A 17,870-nucleotide genomic window follows, 5' to 3' on the forward strand; every position below is an offset into this window, starting at 1 on the left:
CGCAGTAGGCTCGGAGGATGACCGAAGCACAGCGCACCCCCACGCCGATCGACCGGATCGCCGATGCGTGGGTCGACACCCTGGCCGAGCTCTCTCCCGGGCTCGCGACGTACATCGGCCGTTTCGAGCACAACGCACGACTCGACGACTACTCGCCTGCGGGCACGGCTCGGGCACTCGAGGCCGCACGCAGCGCCCTCGCCGCTCTCGAGGCGGCCGAGCCCACGGACGACGTCGATGTCGTCACGAAGGCGGACCTCGCCGGTGACCTGCGGCTGAACATCGAGTTGGCCGAGGCGGGCGCTCACCTGCGCGACGTGAATGTGATCGCGTCGCCCGCGCAGGAGATCCGCAACACCTTCGACCTCATGCCCACGGCTACGGTCGACGACTGGAGCGTCATCGCCGAACGTCTCGGTGCGGTTCCGGCCGCTATCGACGGGTACATCGAGACGCTCCGCGAGGGCATCGCCCGGCGCGTCGTCCCGGCGCGCCGTCAGGTCTCCGAGGTCGCCACGCAGATCGGTCGCTACACGGCGGACACGGGTTTCTTCGCGACGTTCGCGGCAGATGCCGCGCCGACCGAGGGCAGCCTCCCCGCATCGTTGGCTCGTGAGCTGGCGGACAACGCGAACGCTGCCCGCGTCGCGTACGACGCTCTCGCCGCTTTCTTCACCGGTGAGCTCCTCCCCGAGGCGGGCGAGACCGACGCGGTCGGGCGCGAGCTGTACGCGCTGCACTCCCGCCGATTCCTGGGCGCCACGATCGACCTCGACGAGACCTACGAGTGGGGGCTCCAGGAACTGGCTCGGATGGTCGCCGAGCAGGAATCGATCGCGAACGAGATCCTCCCGGGCGCCACGGTGGAAGAGGCGGTGGCGCACCTCGAGAAGGACGAGTCCCGGAAGCTCCACGGCACCGAGGCCCTGCAGAAGTGGATGCAGGAGACGAGCGACCGCGCCGTCGACGAGCTGGGTCGCACCCACTTCGACATCCCCGAGCCCATTCGCACGCTCGAGTGCATGATCGCCCCCACTAACGAGGGCGGGATCTATTACACCGGTCCGACCGACGACTTCTCGCGCCCCGGTCGCATGTGGTGGTCGGTGCCGGAGGGGGTCGACTCGTTCGACACCTGGCGTGAGCTGACGACGGTTTATCACGAGGGCGTTCCGGGCCATCACCTGCAGATCGCCCAGGCGGTGTACAACCGGTTCGAGCTGAACGCCTGGCGGCGGCTGCTCGCCGGGTCGAGCGGACACGCCGAGGGCTGGGCGCTGTACGCGGAGCGCCTCATGGAGCAGCTGGGCTACCTCGATGACCCGGCGGACCGGCTGGGCATGCTCGACGGACAGCGCATGCGTGCCGCTCGCGTCGTGCTCGACATCGGCGTGCATCTGGGGAAGGAGCGCCCCGACGGAGAGGGCGTGTGGGACGCGGAGTACGCGCTCGAGTTCATGAAGCGCAACGTCAACATGCCCGAGGAGTTCATCCGCTTCGAGGTCAACCGCTACCTCGGCTGGCCGGGCCAGGCACCGTCGTACAAGGTGGGTCAGCGGATCTGGGAGGAGATCCGCGATGACTACGCCGCGCGCGCGGGCGAGCAATTCGACGTGAAGGCCTTTCACATGAAGGCGCTGCGCCTGGGCGGTGTCGGACTGGACACGCTCCGCATGGCGCTCGCGCAGGGCTGAACACGACGACGGCGGGACGGGAATACTCTTCCCATCCCGCCGTTGTATGCGGATGAATGAAAGGTGGCCCCATGACCGCGACATCCGTCCAGTTCGCCCTCGACACGTTCGGCGACGTCACCCGCGGCGCCGACGGCGAGCTGCTGTCCGACGCGCAGACGATCCGCAATGTCGTCGACCAGGCGGTGCTCGCCGATGAGGTCGGCCTGAGCTTCTTCGGGGTCGGGGAGCACCACCGTCGCGAGTTCGCCGTGTCGAGCCCCGAGATCGTGCTGGCCGCTGCCGCTGCCCGCACGAAGGACATCCGCCTGGGCACCGCGGTCACGGTCCTCTCCAGTGATGACCCTGTGCGGGTCTACGAGCGCTTCGCAACACTCGACGCCGTCTCGAACGGCCGGGCCGAGATCATCCTCGGACGGGGCTCGTTCACCGAGTCGTTCCCGCTGTTCGGGTTCGATCTCGCCGACTACGAGATCCTGTTCGAGGAACGCCTCGACCTGTTCGGCCGGCTGCGGTCCGAGCAGCCGGTCAGCTGGCAGGGCCGGACCCGGCCGGCGCTGACGGACGCGGATGTCTTCCCGAAGACCGAGAACGGGCTCCGCGCCTGGGTGGGCGTCGGCGGCTCGCCCGAGTCAGTGCTGCGAACGGCCCACAACGGTTACGGCCTGATGCTGGCGATCATCGGCGGCGGTGCGGCACGGTTCCGCCCCTATGTCGATCTCTTCCACCGCACCCGCGATGCGATGGGTGCCGACCGCTTGCCGGTCGGGGTGCACTCGCCCGGCCATGTCGCCGACACCGACGAGCAAGCGTGGGAGGAGCTCTTCCCGGCGATGAAGGTCAACCGCGACGCGATCGGCGCGGAGCGCGGGTGGCCGCCCTACTCGCGCCTGCAGTTCCAGCACGATCTCGGACCGGATGGTGCCGTGTACGCCGGGTCGCCGGAGACCGTCGCGCGCAAGCTCGCGCAGACGATCCGAACGCTGGAGCTCGACCGGTTCGATCTGAAGTTCTCGCACGGGACGCTCGCCCACGAGAGCATGATGCGCTCGATCGAGCTCTACGGCACGAAGGTCGCGCCTCTCGTGCGGGACATGCTCGCCGACGACTGAGTGAGTGGTGTCCGAGGGTGTCGCGGGTCAATAGCATGGTCGAATGACCGATACCGCGACGCCCTCGGTGGCGCGCCGCCTCGACGATCTGCCCTTCGGGCGTCGGCACCTGAGAATCCTCACCGGGTCCGGGCTGGGATGGGCCCTCGACGCGATGGATGTCGGGCTGATCTCGTTCATCATCACGGCGCTCATCGCGCAGTGGTCGCTCGACACCTCGCAGGCGTCGTGGATCGCGTCGGCCGGCTTCGCCGGGATGGCGATCGGTGCGAGCCTCGGCGGGCTGCTGGCAGACCGGTTCGGACGCCGCTCGGTGTTCGCGGTCACACTCCTCGTCTACGGAGTCGCGACCGGGGCGAGCGCTCTGGTCGGCGGACTCGCGATGCTGCTCGTCCTGCGCTTCGTCGTGGGACTCGGTCTCGGCGCCGAGCTGCCCGTCGCGAGCACGTACGTGAGCGAGTTCGCGCCGGCCCGCATTCGCGGCAGGGTCATCGTCATCCTCGAGGCCTTCTGGGCCGTCGGGTGGACCGCAGCCGCTCTGATCGGCTACTTCGTGATCCCACAGGTCGACGAGGGCTGGCGCTGGGCATTCGTCGTCGGCGCGATCCCCGCGGTGTACGCGCTGATCGTGCGCTGGGGGCTGCCCGAGTCGGCCCGATGGCTCGAACGCCGCGGCCGGCACGCCGAGGCCGAGGCGGTCGTCCGGAGCTTCGAGACGAACAGTGCGACCACGTCGCGCGACGTCGGCGCTGCCGTCGGAGCGGAAGCGATCGCGGCGCCCGCCGCCGTGTCGTCGACCGGCCGGCTCCGCGCGCTCTGGTCGTCCGAGTTCCGCGGCCGCACCGCGAGCCTGTGGCTGGTCTGGTTCTGCGTCAACTTCTCGTACTACGGCGCCTTCATCTGGATCCCGACGATCCTGTACACGCAGGGCTACGACCTCGTCCGATCGTTCGGGTTCACCCTGATCATCACTCTCGCTCAGCTGCCGGGCTATGCCGTGTCGGCCTGGCTAATTGAGGTCTGGGGCAGACGCCTGACCCTGTCGGTGTTCCTCATCGGCTCGGCGGCATCCGCCGTGGTGTTCGGGACGGCCGGCACCGAGACGGTCATCATCGCCGCGGGCATGGCGCTGTCGTTCTTCAACCTGGGCGCCTGGGGTGCGCTGTACGCGGTGACGCCGGAGATGTACCCGACGTCGCTGCGCGGCACCGGGGCCGGCTGGGCGGCCGGTGTCGGCCGCATCGCATCGATCCTCGCGCCCCTGTCTGTGCCGCCGCTCCTGTTGTGGGGCGGCGCTCCGGTGCTGTTCGTCGTGTTCGCCGTGTTCTTCGTCCTCGCCGCCGCCGGTGCGTGGGGACTCGTCGACCGCAGAGGAGAGTCGCTCGATGACCGCTGAGACAGAGGTTCGTTACGTCGCGATCGGCGATTCGTTCACCGAGGGCGTGGGCGACGAGCTGCCCGACGGCGCCGTGCGCGGCTGGGCCGACCTCGTCGCCGCTGGCTGGGCCGACGCGACGGGGCGACCCGTGCAGTACGCCAATCTCGCGATCCGCGGCAAACTGGTCCGCCCGATCGTCGACGAGCAACTCGAAGCCGCCCTCGCTCTGCGCCCGACCCACCTGTCGTTCAACGGCGGTGGCAACGACATGCTGCGCCCGCGGACGTCGATCGCCCACATCGTCGACGCTTTCGTGCAGGTGCTGCGGCGGTGCGATGAGGAAGGCGTCCGCCTCATCCTGCTGTCGGGTGCGAATCCGTCGGCGCAGCTGCCGTTGGGAGGTCTGATCAACCGTCGGGGGGACGCGCTCTCGGACGCCGTCGTCGAGCGCATCTCGGATCGCGACGACGTCGTCCGCGCCTTGAACTGGTACGACCGTGCATTGACCCATCCGTCCTACTGGTCGGCCGACCGACTTCACATGAACGCCCGCGGTCACCATCGGGTCGCCGCTCGGGTGCTCGGTTCCCTCGGCCACGAGGCGCCGGGGGAGTGGTGGTCTCTTCCCGTCGACGACCAACCGCCGGTGCTCGCCCGCGGCGAGTACTTCCGAGAGCACCTCGCTCCCTGGGTACGTCGCCGACTCACCGGGCGTTCATCGGGTGATAACCGTCAGCCCAAGTTCGGCTCGTGGATCGAGGTCGCACCGCGCGCCTGACACGCAGCGAGAACGCGTGTCAAGCCGGTGCGTGGAACCACGCGCGCGCGCCAGTATCAACGGGTCCGCACACCCGAAGGGAACTGACATGAGCATTGGTGCCGGAATCGCATTGTTCGTCATCGGCGCGATCCTCGCGTTCGCCGTGAACGTCGAGGTCGAGTGGGTGAACCTCGACCTCATCGGCTACATCCTGATGGGCGCGGGAGCCCTCATCTTCGTCATCGGCCTGGTCCTGATGGTGCGGCGCCGTCAGACCGAGACGGTCAGCCGTACCGCCGTCGACCCCGCCAGCGGCCAGCGAGTCACCCGCAACAGCACGAGCACCTCGGGCGACCCCATCCTCTGACGCAGCCGCTGTGAACGGCCGCGGTGGGCTCACGCCCGTCGCGGCCGTTTCGGCATGTCCATCCCGATGTGGATGCGGGTGCGCTTGCGTTCGATCGCGATGAACGCACCGCCGATGAGCCATAGCGGCACCTGGGTGAGGAAGGCGATGCGGAAGGCTTCGAGCGAGTACGTCGCCGGCGTTCCCGCACCCTGCAGGTCGAGCGCCAAGCCGATGCTGAACACGGCGATCAGGGCGGCGAGGAAGCCGCCGGCGTTCGTCAGTCCCGTCGCCGTGCTGAGGCGATGCGAGGGGTTGTGCGTCCGGGCGTGATCGAACGCGATCATCGACGCGGGACCCCCGGTCGCGAGGGCGACGGCGAGAGCCACGAGGAGCCACCCCGGCGCAGTGCCCGGCCAGAGGATCACCGCTGTCCATGCGATGAGCTGCACGGCGACCGCCGGCAGGACGAGGGCGCGTGAGCGGAGGTTGGGGATGCGGCGGGAGAGCTCACCCATGATGGGTCCGAGCGCCATCCCCGCGAAGACGTAGAGCGTCGTGATGAGAGTCGCTTCGGCCTGAGTCCGGCCCTCTCCCGCCGTGAGGAACGGGATGCCCCACAGCAGGATGAACGCCGTGCCGGCGAACGGCGTCGTGAAGTGAGACCAGAACGCCAGCCGGGTGCCGGGGTGCGCCCACGCGGCACGGATGCCGACGCCGGTGTCGACGCTCGAGGTGACCACCCGGATGGCGCCCGTGTCGGTGTTGACGCTGACGTCACGATCGACCTCCGGCGGGTGGTTGCGCACCAGCAGGAAGACGAGGACCGCGAAGAGGACGCCGAGGCCGGCCACGCTGCCGAAGGCGACCGACCAGCTGGTGGCGTGCAGGAGTGCTGAGAGGGGGATGACGGCGACGAGCTGGCCGGCCTGACCGAGGATGCCGGTCATCTGCACCATGAGCGGCCCGCGCTGCGCCGGGAACCAGGTCGCGACGAGTCGGAGGACCGCCGGGAAGATGGCGGCATCGCCGGCTCCGAGGAGCATGCGTGCGACGATGGCGACGCCGACGCTGGGGGAGAGAGCCATCGTCAGCTGGCCCACCGCCATGAGGATCATGCCGATCGTCATGATGGGCCGGGAGCCGTAACGGTCGAGCAGGACGCCGATGGGTATCTGCATCCCGCCGTACACCGCGAGCTGGACGACAGCGAACATCGACAGCGTCGCGGCGTCCGCCTGGAAGCGCTCGGCTGCGTCCACGCCCACGGCCGCGAGCGACGTCCGATTCGTGATGGACAGGATGTACGCGGCGACGCCGGTTCCCCAGACGAGCCATGCCCGGAGCCCCGGACCGCTCATCCGAGCCGCGACGCTCATCGGGTGACCCGGCCGAGCGGGCAGGGCGTCGGAGAGGTCACCCCTCTACGCTACTCCGCTGTCGGACGCCAGCTGCGCGCGCCTTGGTGTCCGCCGTCCCCGTCCTCTGAGATGATGCGGAGCATGAGTGCTCCGGTGGCCCCGCGATGACCGCGCTGACCGCGCTCGAGACTGATGCGGCGATCGTCGTCGAGCACGTCTCGCGTCGCGAACGGCCGGTCGATGGCGAGACGATCGCGCGCCTTCGCGGCGAGTTCCCGCGGTTGCACCGTCTGTTCCGAGCTCTCTACGGCGAGCGTCCCGACGGGCTCGAGTCGCTCCTGCACCTCGTCGACGTGGCGCTGGATGCCCGGGGAGAGCGCACCGCCGAGCTCAAGCAGCTCGACCGCGTGCGCGCCGCGGACCCCGCGTGGTTCGAGTCCGAGAGGATGCTGGGCGGCGTCTGCTACGTCGATCGTTTCGCGGGTGACCTCGACGGCGTCCGCCGGATGATTCCGTACTTCCGCGAGCTCGGACTGACCTACCTGCACCTGATGCCCCTCTTCGACAGACCTGACGGCGACAACGACGGCGGCTACGCGGTCTCGAACTACCGCACGGTCGATCCGGCCCTCGGGACGATGGCCGATCTGCGTGCGCTCGCGAGCGAGTTGCGTGAGGCGGGCATCTCGCTGGTCCTCGACTTCATCTTCAACCACACCTCGAACGAGCATGACTGGGCGAAGCGCGCCCTCGCCGGCGACCCGGTGTACGAGGACTTCTACCTGATCTTCCCGGACCGCGAGCTCCCGGATGCGTACGAGCGGACGACGCGCGAGATCTTCCCGGACGACCACCCGGGCTCGTTCGTGCCGCTTCCCGATGGCCGGTGGATCTGGGCCACCTTCTACCGGTTCCAGTGGGATCTCAACTACGCCAACCCCGACGTGTTCACAGCCATGGCGGGGGAGATGCTGTTCCTCGCGAACCAGGGTGTCGAGATTCTGCGGATGGATGCCGTCGCCTTCATCTGGAAACGCCTCGGAACGGCCTGCGAGTCGCTGCCCGAGGCGCACCTGCTGCTCCAGGCGTTCAACGCCGTGCTGCGCATCGCGGCGCCGGCGGTACTTTTCAAGTCCGAGGCGATCGTGCATCCCGACGAAGTGCAGGACTACATCTCGCCCGATGAGTGCCAGCTCTCCTACAACCCGCTGCAGATGGCCCTGACCTGGGAGGCGCTGGCGACCCGTGACGCGCGCATGCTTCAGCTCGCGCTGGATGAGCGTCACGCGTTGCCGCCCGGGACGGCGTGGGTCAACTACGTCCGCAGTCACGACGACATCGGCTGGACGTTCGCCGATGAGGATGCCGCGCGCTTCGGCATCGACGGCGGTCCGCACCGCCGGTTCCTCAACGACTTCTACATCGGTCGCTTCGACGGCTCGTTCTCGCGCGGCTACCCGTTCCAGGAGAATCCACGCACCGGTGACGCCCGGATCGCGGGCACCACGGCCTCGCTGGCCGGGATCGCCGCGGGCGATGCCGGGGGTGAAGACCGGGTCGTGCTCGCGCATGCGCTGGCGATGTCGACGGGCGGCATCCCGCTGCTCTATCTCGGCGACGAGGTCGCCCAGCTCAACGACGACACGTTCCAGGACGACCCCGGCCGTCGGGGAGACAGCCGGTGGGCGCACCGGCCCCTGCGATCGACCGCGCGATACGCGCAGCGCCTCGACGAGTCGACCGTCGCCGGTCGGGTGTTCACAAGGCTCCGGGGCCTGATCGAGGTGCGCGCAGCGACGCCGGAGTTCGCCGGCAACGAGCTCGTCCCGTTCCACACGCCTGACGACGCGGTCGTGGGGTTCATGCGTCCTGCGATGGATGGCGGCGGGGGAGCGGTCCTCGTCCTCGCCAATGTGGGCGATGCGCCGGCAGCCATTCATCCTGAGACCATGAGCGGGCTCGAGGATTCTGCGACGGATCTCGTGCGCGGGGTCTCGGTCGAGCTCGGGCGGGGCCTCGTCCTGCCCGAGCACGGATTCGTCTGGCTGCGCGTCAGCCGCCGCTGAAGGGGTCAGACCATCACAGGACGTCCTCGAGGATGAGGTCGCGCAGCGTGCTGCGGCGCAGATCGTGCGCGGTGACGACGGTGCCGTCTCCGAGGTTGCTGCGGCCGCTGAGATGCTCCGCGACACGGCGCGCCGCGATGGTGCGGTCCTGCTCGTCGTCCAGCACGACGCCGATGGCCGTGAGATCGCGACCCAACGAGTTGCTCGAGTGGACGCTCGCACGATCGATGAGCTCGCTCGCGAAGACGCGGCCCTCGCTCAACCGCCCGGCAGCGTGCACCACCGCGACGAGGACGCGGGGCGACACGCGGCTCAACTCGTGCTCGAGCAGCGCGTCGAGCTCTGCGATGCACGCCGGGAGCGCGTCGGACGACGCGGGGAGGGACACGCCGATCGTGAGTGCATCGGGCCGGTGATCGGGCGTCGCGACCTGCGTCAGTGCGTCGATGATGTCGGCATCCAAGCCAGCGATGTGCATGGCCGTCTCCCTTCGTCGCGCTCCATTCGAGCGAGGATGACCGATTACTGTACCAGCTGGACGGTACGAATGCAGGTCGGCGCGACGAGGTTCATCCGGAGGTGGTGAGAATGCGACCTGGGCCGATGGGAACCAGGGGAGCGCGGTAGGCGAGGCCGGTGTCCGCGGGATGCAGCACCACTCGAGCCTCGCCGAACCGCCACAAGCGATTGAAGAGGAAGACGGTGATCTCTACGGCCTCGTCGGCGGGCACGAGCCAGGTGCCGACGCCCCATTGCGCGGGCTGTCCGCGGCCGTCGATCACGATGGTCGGGCGCACGCCGGGAATCAGGTGGAGCACGGGTCGGCGGAGATCCAGCGTGACGCGTCGTCCCGGTATCGCGGCATCGTGGGTCATGCCTGCATCGCTTCGTCGAGACGCGTCGGTGTCTTCATTTCACAACCGTATCGGGACGATGGTGCGGCACTCGAGATGGAAGCGGCGGTTCGCGGGTGCTCGATCTCGAGCCGATGGGGAAGATGCGCACCGACGAGCTCACACCTGAACTGACATAATGTGCATTATCGGATCAAACGGCAGACGCCACTGAGGCCCTGCGGGAACGGGCCGACGGCATCCCGCCACTGACGGCAAGTGCACCGAGAACCGTCGCAATGATCGTGACCACCGTCAAGACAGCCGTGACGAGCGTGCGTCCGGAACCAGACGCGTAGAACGCACTGAGCGCGACCGCCGTGATCGCGCCGCCCACGACCAGGACGGGTGCGAGACCGCGCAGCCGGCGCTGCGGACGGGTCAGGACGGCCGCGGCCTGCCCATGACGGTGACGCGCCGCCGTGACGATCAGCGCGGCAATCGTGTACCAGAAGCCCACGACGAGGCTCGCCGTGACGACATCGCTCGGTCGATGCCATCCGGCGGCGATCACACCCATGCCAGCGACGGCGGCCCAGGTGACCAGAACCGGTGCGAGGACGAACTTCATCCGGTTCGGTGCCGCGAACAATGCGGCGCACGCCGCGGCGATCGCGATGGTGGCATGGCCGGACGGCAGTGAGTTGCCATATGCGCCCCAGCCGCTCGCCAGATCCGGGCGTGCGATGACCTCGTGCTTCAGCACCTGTGTCACGACACTCGACCCGACGAAGATCACGGATGCCGCCGCAGCCTCGGCGAAGCGCCGCCGCACGAGGGCGGCGGTGATGCCGACGAGCATCGTCACGGCGGCGACCACGATGATGTAGTTCGCGCTGACGTGCTGAGCCGCGCGAAGGACGGGATTTCCGGACGCCGTCGTGGCGACCATGGCGGCCTGATCCGCGTACTGGCCGGACGCCGTGAACACGCACACCAGGATCGTCACCGCTATCGCCGCCAGCTGAACGCCCGCCAGCTGCAGGTAACGCACGTTGCGCCTCATCCGATCACCTCGCTCTCGCCGTCGTTCCACCGTACGAAGTGGCGGCTGTGAGCCGGGTCAACGCGCCCACTCCCCTAGGCTCGGAGGGTGCAGGTCGTGACCGGATTCGTCGTCGTCGGGGTCGCGATCATCGTCGGATACGTCATCGGCCGGATCGATCTGCTCGGGCCGCACGGCCGCCCGGTGCTCGCGCGACTGATCTTCTTCGTCCTGTCGCCCTTCCTCATGTTCGTCGTGCTCTCGCAGGCCGACGTCTCGACGCTGTTCTCAGCTCTGTTGCCGGTCTCCGCCATTGCCGCGGTGTCGATGTTCGTCGTCTACGCGCTGATCGCTCGACTCGTGTGGCGTCGTTCGGTCGGTGAGACCCTCATCGGGATGCTGTCGGCCGGGCAGGTGAACTCCAACAACATCGGGATCCCGCTCTCGCTCTACCTCCTGGGTTCGGCCGCACTGCCCGCGCCGGTCATCCTGATGCAGCTCATCGTGTTCACCCCGATCACGATGGCGATCCTCGAGGCTGTCACGACCGGACAGCGGCGGCCGCTCCCGATCCTCAAACGGACCATCGGCAACCCGATCGTCATCGCTTCGGTCGCGGGCGTGATCGTCTCGGTCTCGGGTCTGGAACTGCCCGCTCTCGTGCTCGACCCGCTCCAGCTCATCGCCGACGCGTGCGTGCCGGTTCTCCTCATCGCCTATGGGATGTCGCTGCACGGCCAGCGCGTGCTCTCGGCATCCGGCCGTCGGCGAGACGTCCTGCTGGCGGCAGGTCTGAAACTGATCGCCATGCCGCTCGTGGCGTGGGCGGTGGCCGCTCTCGTCTTCGACCTCTCCCCCGCCGACATCCTGGCCGTCACCGTGCTCGCGGCGCTTCCGACCGCGCAGAACGTCTTCAACTTCGCGCAGCGCTACGACATCGGCGAGACCATCTCGCGAGACACGGTCTTCTTGACCACCCTCGGGTGCGTCCCCGTCCTGCTGGGTGCCACTCTCATCCTCGGCTGATCAGCCCGGCACTGCGCGGTGCCGCATCCGGGGCTCTGACGCCCGCCCGCCTGGTGCACTAGCGTGTGCCGTGTCGGGGGTGCTCGGCTCCCGCGAAGGAGGTTCCGTCATGGCAACTGCAGAGGACATCGCCGGAAGATTCGTCAGATCGCTGCGGACGTCGTTCATCGTCGGCGGCATCCTGACGCTGATCCTCGGCCTGCTCATCCTCATCTGGCCCGGCCGCACGGCGCAGGTTCTGACCGGCATCATCGCCGCCTACGCGATCATCGCGGGCATCGTCTACGCCGCCCTCGGGATCCTCTCGCGGACCAAGCGCGGCTGGGCGCGGGTCGGGCACGTCGCGCTCGGCCTCTTCTTCGTGGTCGTCGGCATCGTGGCATTCGCCAACCTCGCCGCCTTCACCGTGTCGTTCGCGGTGTTCCTCGGCGTGCTGGTGGGCATCATGTGGATCGTCGAGGGTGCCGTCTCGCTGTCGGTCGTGAGCGAGTCGTCGTCGCGAGGGTGGACGATCGCGTTCGCGATCCTCTCGATCATCGCCGGCGTCATGCTGCTGTTCACACCGCTGTGGGGCGTGTTCGTGCTCTGGTGGCTGCTCGGCATCTCGGCCGTGGCCCTCGGCATCGTCAACATCATCCGGGGGCTCTCGTTCCGGCCCTGACCGGGGCGGGCGTCACGCCGGCAGGTGGCGTCCCCACCACTCGAGGAGGGCCTCGAACCGTTCCACGCGGTGACGGGGTCGCCCTGCACGGGTGAGCTCGTGGTCCTCGCCGGGGAACACGAGGAGCTCCGCCTCCGTGCCCTGGCGGCGCAATGCGCTGTAGTACCGGGTGGCCTGTTCCAGGGGACACCGGAAATCGAGCTCCGAATGGATCACCAGGGTCGGAGTGGTGACGTCCTTCACGACGGCCATCGGGCTCTGCGCTCGGATCGCGGCCGGCTTGGTGCCGACGTACTCGTCACCGAAGAACGAGCCGATGTCACTCGTTCCCTGGAACGTCTCGGGATCGAGGAAGCCGCGCTCGACGACAGCGGCTGCGAAGCGGTGGTCGTGCGCGATCGTCCACGCCGTCAGGTACCCGCCATACGATCCGCCCAGGATGCCGACACGGCCGCCGTCGAGCCGCGCATTCGACGCCACGGCTCCGTCGAGGAAGGCGAGGACGTCACTCAGATCGTCGGTTCCCATACGGCCCCGGATGCTGCGGCCGTGGGCGCGGCCGTAGCCGGCGCTGCCCCGCGGATTGCAATAGACGACGGCGTAGCCCGCCCCGACCAGGACCTGCGTCTCGTCGAAGAGGTGCACGCCGTAGGACGCATACGGACCGCCGTGAATCTGCAGCAGGACGGGGAAGGGTCCCTCGCCCTCGGGCGTCGCGACCCAACCGTGTACGGGGTAGCCGTCGGGTGCGTTCACCTCGAGCTCGCGCGGGAGGACGAATTCGGCGCGGCTGGCGGCATCTCCGAAGGACGTCAGCAACCGCGCCTCGATGCCTTCGCCGTCGAGGAGGAGAAGCTCGCCGGCCGACCGATTGGTGGCTACGGCGCAGACGATGCGCTCGCCTGCGGCATCGGCGGCGTGGCCGACGACCTCCATGCCGCGACGGAGGCGCGTGGCCGCGCCGTCGCGCGAGACCCGCAGCAGGTGCACTTCGCCGCGCGTACGGTTCTGCACCAGGAAGTCATCGCCGATCGGCGTGATGTGCGAGCCCACTTCGCCGAGGTCGATCGTCTCGGGATCGGTGAGCCGACGGGGCTCGTCACCCTCGAGCACCCAGAGCGCGACGCCGGGCGCGACGAAGTCGGTGCCGTCCGGGCCCGGGTCGGAGGCCAGGAACGCGATGGTGCCGTCGGAGGCGACGGTGACGTCGACGATCGACAGGGTCGCGGGAACGACGACCCGCTCCCCCGTTCCGTCGATATCGATTGCGATCAGCGGCGAGCGAAGGTCCCGACGCTCGTGCTCGATCCCGTCCGTCGTCGTGAGGATCTCCGAGCCGTCGGCGGTGAACACGACCCCGTCGTGCGAGAGCGCACCGGAGGTGAGCTGACGTGCGTGCTCCGGAACCTTCCGCGGGGCGTCCGAGGAGCCGGAATCCGGTGTCGGGGCGGGAGTGTACGTCGGCTCGGAATGGAGGTCCGGTGCGGCGACGACGAAGACCTGAGCGGGGCGGTCCGCGATGTACCCGAGACCGTTCGCATGCCAGCGGATGCCGGTGATCCTCCGAGCGGGCTCCGCTTCGGGAGCCAGCCCGTCGACGGTGCCGTAGCGGCCGGGCTCCGGTATGCGTGCCGTGAAGGCGAGGAGGTCGCCCGCGGGCGACCAGGCGAAGGACCCGACACCGAGGGGTGCGTCCGTCACCTGAATCGCTTCCGAGCCGGATGCCGCGATCACGTGGATCTGCGGCTTGCCGTCAGCGTCTCCGCGGAGGAAGGCGACGTGTCGGCTGTCGGGCGAGAGCCTCGGAGAGGCGTCCGCGACACCGCGCGTGAGTCGGTGCGGCTGGCCCGACGGCAGGTCGACGCGCCAGAGCTGCCCCACGTTCCGATCGGCGGCGATGTCGGGGCGAGATGTCGCGAACACGGCGAAGGAACCGTCGGCAGCGACCGTCGGACGCCCGACAGCGATCAGCGCCTCGATGTCGGTGGGGCGCATGGTCACTCGCCGCCGAAGGACGAGATGTCTCCGACGAGGCGCGTGTTGTCAGCGGGAATCGGTTCGACGGCGGCGAGGGCGATCTCGGCGGCGAACTCCGAGACGTTGTAGAGCTTCCCGGCCGACTCGCGGCGCGTCTCGATGGCGCCCGGGTTCGCCCGCTCCAGCAGCGTCGCGGTGATGGTGCCCTCGATCATGTCTCCCGACACGACGACGAATCCGATGCCCCGTTCGGTCAGCTCGCCCACACGCTCGCGGAGAGCGTCCTCGCCCGCCCGCTTCGACAGGGCGACCGCCTCGTACTCGGGCATCGTCGGCGTCGTGCGGATGAAGTGCGCCTGGTGGCTCGTCACGAACACGACACGCGACCCGTCTTCGAGCAGCGGCAGTGCCGCATCGAGGGTGCCGAGCTGCGCGTCACGGTTCAAGGTGAGGGCGTAGTCCTCGGCCATGCCGCCCTCCATGCCGCCTGATGCATTGAGCACGAGGATGTCGAGGCGGCCGAAGGTCTCGCGGACGGCGGCGAACATCTCGTCGACGGAGGCGCGGTCGGTCAGATCAGCGCCGACCACGAGGACCTCGACGCCGAGCTCGCGCAGCTCCGCGGCCAGCTTCTCGGCGCGGGGAGCCTTGTTGCGGAAGTTGATGACGACGTTCGCGCCCGCCTGTGCCAGGTAGCGCGCGGTGTCCGCGCCGATTCCGCGCGACGATCCGGTCACCAGTGCCGTGCGACCCGTGAGGGTTCCGGCGGGAAGGGGCTGAGTCATGTGGCGCTCCTGCGGGGAAGAAAGGCTCTCGGCACGGCGGTCCGCCGGCACCGCACGAGCCTATCAACCGGCCCGGATCGAACCCCCGACTGATAGGTTCGGATGAGGGACGAAGGAGCGCCGATGTTGCCCGATCTCACGCAATACCTGTGGATAGCGTGGCTCGTGCTGGCCCTGATCTTCGTGATCGTCGAACTGCTCACCCTCGAGTTCACCTTCCTCATGCTCGCGGGTGGCACGCTCGTCGGCGGACTGGGAACGAATCTTCTCGGCGCCCCTTGGTGGCTGCAGGTCGCGGCGGCCGCTGCCGTCTCGGCCCTGCTCCTTTTCACGATCCGACCGCTCCTCCTGCGCGCTCTCCACCGCAGCAGTCAGCACATTCCGACGAATGTCGACGCTCTCGCAGGCCTCGGGGCGCGCGTCCTCGTCCCGTTCGTCGACGGCGCCGGTTCGGTCAAGCTCGACAACGGTGAGACGTGGACCGCTCGTCTCGTCGGCGAGCCGGGCGAGGCCCCCGTCGGTTCCCGTCTCGTCGTCCGCGCCGTGCGGGGCGCCACCGTGGAGGTCGGTTCCCCCTCCCAATCCCCCGACCCGAAGGAGAACACCCATGGTTGATGTCGGCGCTTTCGTCGGTCAGATCTTCGTGATCGTGCTTCTCGTGGTTCTGGCGATCTTCGTGATCGTCGTGCTCTTCCGAGCCATCCGCATCATCCCGCAGGCCTATGCGGGAGTCGTGGAACGGCTGGGCCGATACCAGCGCACCCTCTCCCCCGGGCTCAACCTGCTCGTGCCGTTCATCGACCGGGTGCTGCCGCTCGTCGACATGCGCGAGCAGGTGGTGTCGTTTCCGCCGCAACCCGTGATCACCGAAGACAACCTCGTCGTCTCGATCGACACCGTCGTCTACTTCCAGGTGACCGACGCGCGGGCCGCCACCTACGAGATCAACAACTATCTGGGTGCCGTGGAGCAGCTCACGACCACGACGCTTCGAAACGTCGTCGGCGGTCTCAATCTGGAAGAAGCGCTGACGAGCCGCGACAACATCAACGGTCAGCTGCGCATCGTGCTCGACGAGGCGACCGGCAAGTGGGGCATCCGCGTCTCGCGCGTCGAGCTCAAGGCGATCGACCCGCCCACCTCGATCCAGGACTCGATGGAGAAGCAGATGCGCGCCGAGCGCGATCGTCGTGCCGCCATCCTCACCGCCGAAGGGTCGAAGCAATCGCAGATCCTGGAGGCGGAGGGCCGCCGTCAAGCGGAGATCCTGAAGGCCGAGGGAGACAAGCAGGCACAGATTCTGCGGGCCGAGGGCGAGTCGGCTGCGATCCAGTCGGTATTCCAGGCCATCCACGACGGCAACCCCGACGACAAGCTGCTGGCCTATCAGTACCTGCAGACCCTTCCGAAGATCAGCGACAGCGCGTCGAGCAAGCTCTGGATCATCCCGAGCGAGTTCACGGAGGCTCTCAAGAGCATGAGCGCCGGATTCGCGGGTCGTCGGGACGACCGCCCGGCGGCACCGGCGGACCGTCCTGCGCCTCCCGCGCCGTGACGCACCCGTACTTCGGCTCGGAGCGTCCTCGGGTTCTCGCGCACCGCGGTTTCGTGCCGGCGGATTCTGAGGGCATCGTCGAGAACACCTTCGCGGCCTTCGCTGCGGCACACGCGCTCGGCGTGCGGTACGTCGAGTCGGACTGCCATCTGAGCGCGGACGGGACGGTGATCCTGTTCCACGACTCCGACCTCTCGCGGGTCGCCGGAGACCCACGCCCGATCGCGGATGTCGGAGACCGCGAGCTCGAGGATCTCATGGCCGACCGCGGCGGCCTGGTGACGCTCGCTCAAGCCCTCGACGCGTTTCCCACGCTCTTCTTCAACCTCGATGTGAAAACCGAATCGGCGGCGGAGAAGGTGGGGCGTCTGGTGGCGCCGCACGCGGACCGGGTGCTCGTCACGAGCTTCTCCGACCGCACACGCGAACGCGCACTCCGCGCCGCCCACGCTGCCGGGGGACGCCCCGCGACGTCGGCAGGCACGATCCGAATCGCGGCTCTCGTCGCAGCCGTCGCGTCAGGTGTGCCATGGTTGATGGGTCGTGCGTTGCGCGGCATCGACGCGGTGCAGGTTCCCGAGCGTCGGGGGCCCATCCGCATCGTCTCCCCCCGAATGATCCGCGCGGTCCACCGTACGGGTGTCGAGATGCACGTCTGGACGGTCAACGACGCGGACGGCATGAGACGCCTGCTCGCGGCCGGCGTCGACGGTATCGTCACGGACCGAGCCGACCGCGCGATGACCATCGTGGCGGAAGAGCGCTGAATACCCCGACACGCTGAACATCGGCTGTGAAACCCCGAAGACCATCCCTTCTTCGGATGATGCACACAGCCGCGCACGTTACAACTGATAGCCGACGAGAGGACCACACAATGGCAGACCGCAGCTTGCGCGGCATCCGACTCGGCGCCTCGAGCCTACAGAGCGAAGAGGGCGTCGTCTTCCACGACCGGGTCAACCACACGTACGTGTGTTCGCGCTGTGCGCACGAGACCGTCATGACGTTCGCCGCCGACGCGGAGGCGCCCGAGACCTGGGAGTGCCGCGCGTGCGGCGCCGAGGCTCTCCTGCGCGTAGGCGAGGGCGTTGTCGAGGTCGATCACTCGGGCGACAAGGCCGCCCGAACCCACTGGGACATGCTGCTCGAACGCCGCACGATCCCCGAGCTCGAGGAACTGCTCGAGGAGCGTCTGGCCATGCTCCGCGAGCGCCGCGGCTCCCGCTTGAGCGCCTGAGCCTCCAGCTCCGCGCGAATGCCGTCGGTCC

At 68.6% G+C, this 17,870-nt stretch carries 18 protein-coding genes; 12 read left to right on the forward strand and 6 right to left on the reverse strand.

The window, feature by feature from the left end:
- Positions 1 to 17: 17 nt before the first annotated feature.
- The 5 genes from O1W71_RS01155 (at position 18) to O1W71_RS01175 (ending at position 5,311) form a co-directional block, all read left to right on the forward strand.
- The gene (locus O1W71_RS01155; RefSeq protein ID WP_269266193.1) at positions 18 to 1,694 is read left to right on the forward strand and encodes a DUF885 domain-containing protein; all 1,677 of its coding nucleotides are present in this window, start codon (positions 18 to 20) and stop codon (positions 1,692 to 1,694) included.
- Between the two features lie 71 nt (positions 1,695 to 1,765).
- A complete protein-coding gene (locus O1W71_RS01160) occupies positions 1,766 to 2,806 on the forward strand; it encodes an LLM class flavin-dependent oxidoreductase (protein WP_112614828.1) in 1,041 nt (346 codons plus the stop codon).
- A gap of 43 nt (positions 2,807 to 2,849) precedes the next feature.
- Positions 2,850 to 4,202, forward strand: coding sequence for an MFS transporter (locus tag O1W71_RS01165; RefSeq protein ID WP_269266194.1), 1,353 nt, complete (start codon positions 2,850 to 2,852; stop codon positions 4,200 to 4,202).
- Positions 4,192 to 4,962 carry an SGNH/GDSL hydrolase family protein gene (locus O1W71_RS01170; protein WP_269266195.1) on the forward strand — a complete coding sequence of 257 codons (771 nt, stop codon included), beginning with the start codon at positions 4,192 to 4,194 and terminating at the stop codon, positions 4,960 to 4,962. The genes O1W71_RS01165 and O1W71_RS01170 overlap by 11 nt, the downstream gene beginning before the upstream one ends.
- Positions 4,963 to 5,050: 88 nt before the next feature.
- Positions 5,051 to 5,311: a DUF6458 family protein gene (locus O1W71_RS01175; protein WP_269266196.1), complete on the forward strand. Its 261-nt coding sequence runs from the start codon at positions 5,051 to 5,053 to the stop codon at positions 5,309 to 5,311.
- 29 nt (positions 5,312 to 5,340) lie between these two features.
- On the opposite strand, the gene O1W71_RS01180 is transcribed toward O1W71_RS01175, so the two are convergent.
- Entirely contained in the window at positions 5,341 to 6,669 is a 1,329-nt protein-coding gene (locus tag O1W71_RS01180) for an MFS transporter (protein WP_269266197.1), read from the reverse strand.
- A gap of 146 nt (positions 6,670 to 6,815) precedes the next feature.
- Between O1W71_RS01180 and O1W71_RS01185 the strand changes: the two genes are divergently transcribed.
- Complete coding sequence (locus O1W71_RS01185) at positions 6,816 to 8,717, forward strand: alpha-amylase family protein (RefSeq protein WP_269266198.1); 1,902 nt, start codon at positions 6,816 to 6,818, stop codon at positions 8,715 to 8,717.
- 13 nt (positions 8,718 to 8,730) lie between these two features.
- Here O1W71_RS01185 and O1W71_RS01190 read toward each other — a convergent pair whose 3' ends face one another.
- The 3 genes from O1W71_RS01190 to O1W71_RS01200 form a co-directional block, all read right to left on the reverse strand.
- On the reverse strand, positions 8,731 to 9,195 hold the full coding sequence (locus O1W71_RS01190; RefSeq protein WP_269266199.1) for a hypothetical protein: 465 nt from the start codon (positions 9,193 to 9,195) through the stop codon (positions 8,731 to 8,733).
- Positions 9,196 to 9,286: 91 nt separating this feature from the next.
- A complete protein-coding gene (locus O1W71_RS01195; RefSeq protein ID WP_269266200.1) occupies positions 9,287 to 9,592 on the reverse strand; it encodes a hypothetical protein in 306 nt (101 codons plus the stop codon).
- Between the two features lie 172 nt (positions 9,593 to 9,764).
- Positions 9,765 to 10,616 carry a phosphatase PAP2 family protein gene (locus tag O1W71_RS01200; RefSeq protein WP_112614810.1) on the reverse strand — a complete coding sequence of 284 codons (852 nt, stop codon included), beginning with the start codon at positions 10,614 to 10,616 and terminating at the stop codon, positions 9,765 to 9,767.
- Positions 10,617 to 10,703: 87 nt separating this feature from the next.
- Here O1W71_RS01200 and O1W71_RS01205 point away from each other — a divergent pair, with 87 nt between their 5' ends.
- Both O1W71_RS01205 and O1W71_RS01210 read left to right on the forward strand, forming a co-directional pair.
- The gene (locus tag O1W71_RS01205) at positions 10,704 to 11,621 is read left to right on the forward strand and encodes an AEC family transporter (protein WP_269266201.1); all 918 of its coding nucleotides are present in this window, start codon (positions 10,704 to 10,706) and stop codon (positions 11,619 to 11,621) included.
- Between the two features lie 109 nt (positions 11,622 to 11,730).
- Positions 11,731 to 12,282, forward strand: coding sequence for an HdeD family acid-resistance protein (locus O1W71_RS01210; RefSeq protein ID WP_269266202.1), 552 nt, complete (start codon positions 11,731 to 11,733; stop codon positions 12,280 to 12,282).
- A 12-nt stretch (positions 12,283 to 12,294) separates the two neighbouring features.
- Here O1W71_RS01210 and O1W71_RS01215 read toward each other — a convergent pair whose 3' ends face one another.
- Positions 12,295 to 14,277, reverse strand: coding sequence for a S9 family peptidase (locus tag O1W71_RS01215; RefSeq protein WP_269266203.1), 1,983 nt, complete (start codon positions 14,275 to 14,277; stop codon positions 12,295 to 12,297).
- A 2-nt stretch (positions 14,278 to 14,279) separates the two neighbouring features.
- Positions 14,280 to 15,044, reverse strand: coding sequence for an SDR family oxidoreductase (locus tag O1W71_RS01220; protein WP_112614802.1), 765 nt, complete (start codon positions 15,042 to 15,044; stop codon positions 14,280 to 14,282).
- Positions 15,045 to 15,167: 123 nt separating this feature from the next.
- On the opposite strand from O1W71_RS01220, the gene O1W71_RS01225 reads away from it, so the two are divergent.
- The 4 genes from O1W71_RS01225 (at position 15,168) to O1W71_RS01240 (ending at position 17,839) form a co-directional block, all read left to right on the forward strand.
- Positions 15,168 to 15,659: an NfeD family protein gene (locus O1W71_RS01225; protein ID WP_269266204.1), complete on the forward strand. Its 492-nt coding sequence runs from the start codon at positions 15,168 to 15,170 to the stop codon at positions 15,657 to 15,659.
- The gene (locus O1W71_RS01230; RefSeq protein ID WP_114589502.1) at positions 15,652 to 16,599 is read left to right on the forward strand and encodes an SPFH domain-containing protein; all 948 of its coding nucleotides are present in this window, start codon (positions 15,652 to 15,654) and stop codon (positions 16,597 to 16,599) included. Before O1W71_RS01225 ends, O1W71_RS01230 begins: the two co-directional genes overlap by 8 nt.
- Complete coding sequence (locus O1W71_RS01235) at positions 16,596 to 17,366, forward strand: glycerophosphodiester phosphodiesterase family protein (RefSeq protein WP_269266205.1); 771 nt, start codon at positions 16,596 to 16,598, stop codon at positions 17,364 to 17,366. The genes O1W71_RS01230 and O1W71_RS01235 overlap by 4 nt, the downstream gene beginning before the upstream one ends.
- Positions 17,367 to 17,476: 110 nt before the next feature.
- A complete protein-coding gene (locus tag O1W71_RS01240) occupies positions 17,477 to 17,839 on the forward strand; it encodes an RNA polymerase-binding protein RbpA (protein ID WP_112614794.1) in 363 nt (120 codons plus the stop codon).
- Positions 17,840 to 17,870: the final 31 nt, after the last annotated feature.

This window comes from Microbacterium sp. H37-C3 (genome assembly GCF_027157935.1).
Classification (GTDB): Bacteria; Actinomycetota; Actinomycetes; order Actinomycetales; family Microbacteriaceae; genus Microbacterium; species Microbacterium plantarum.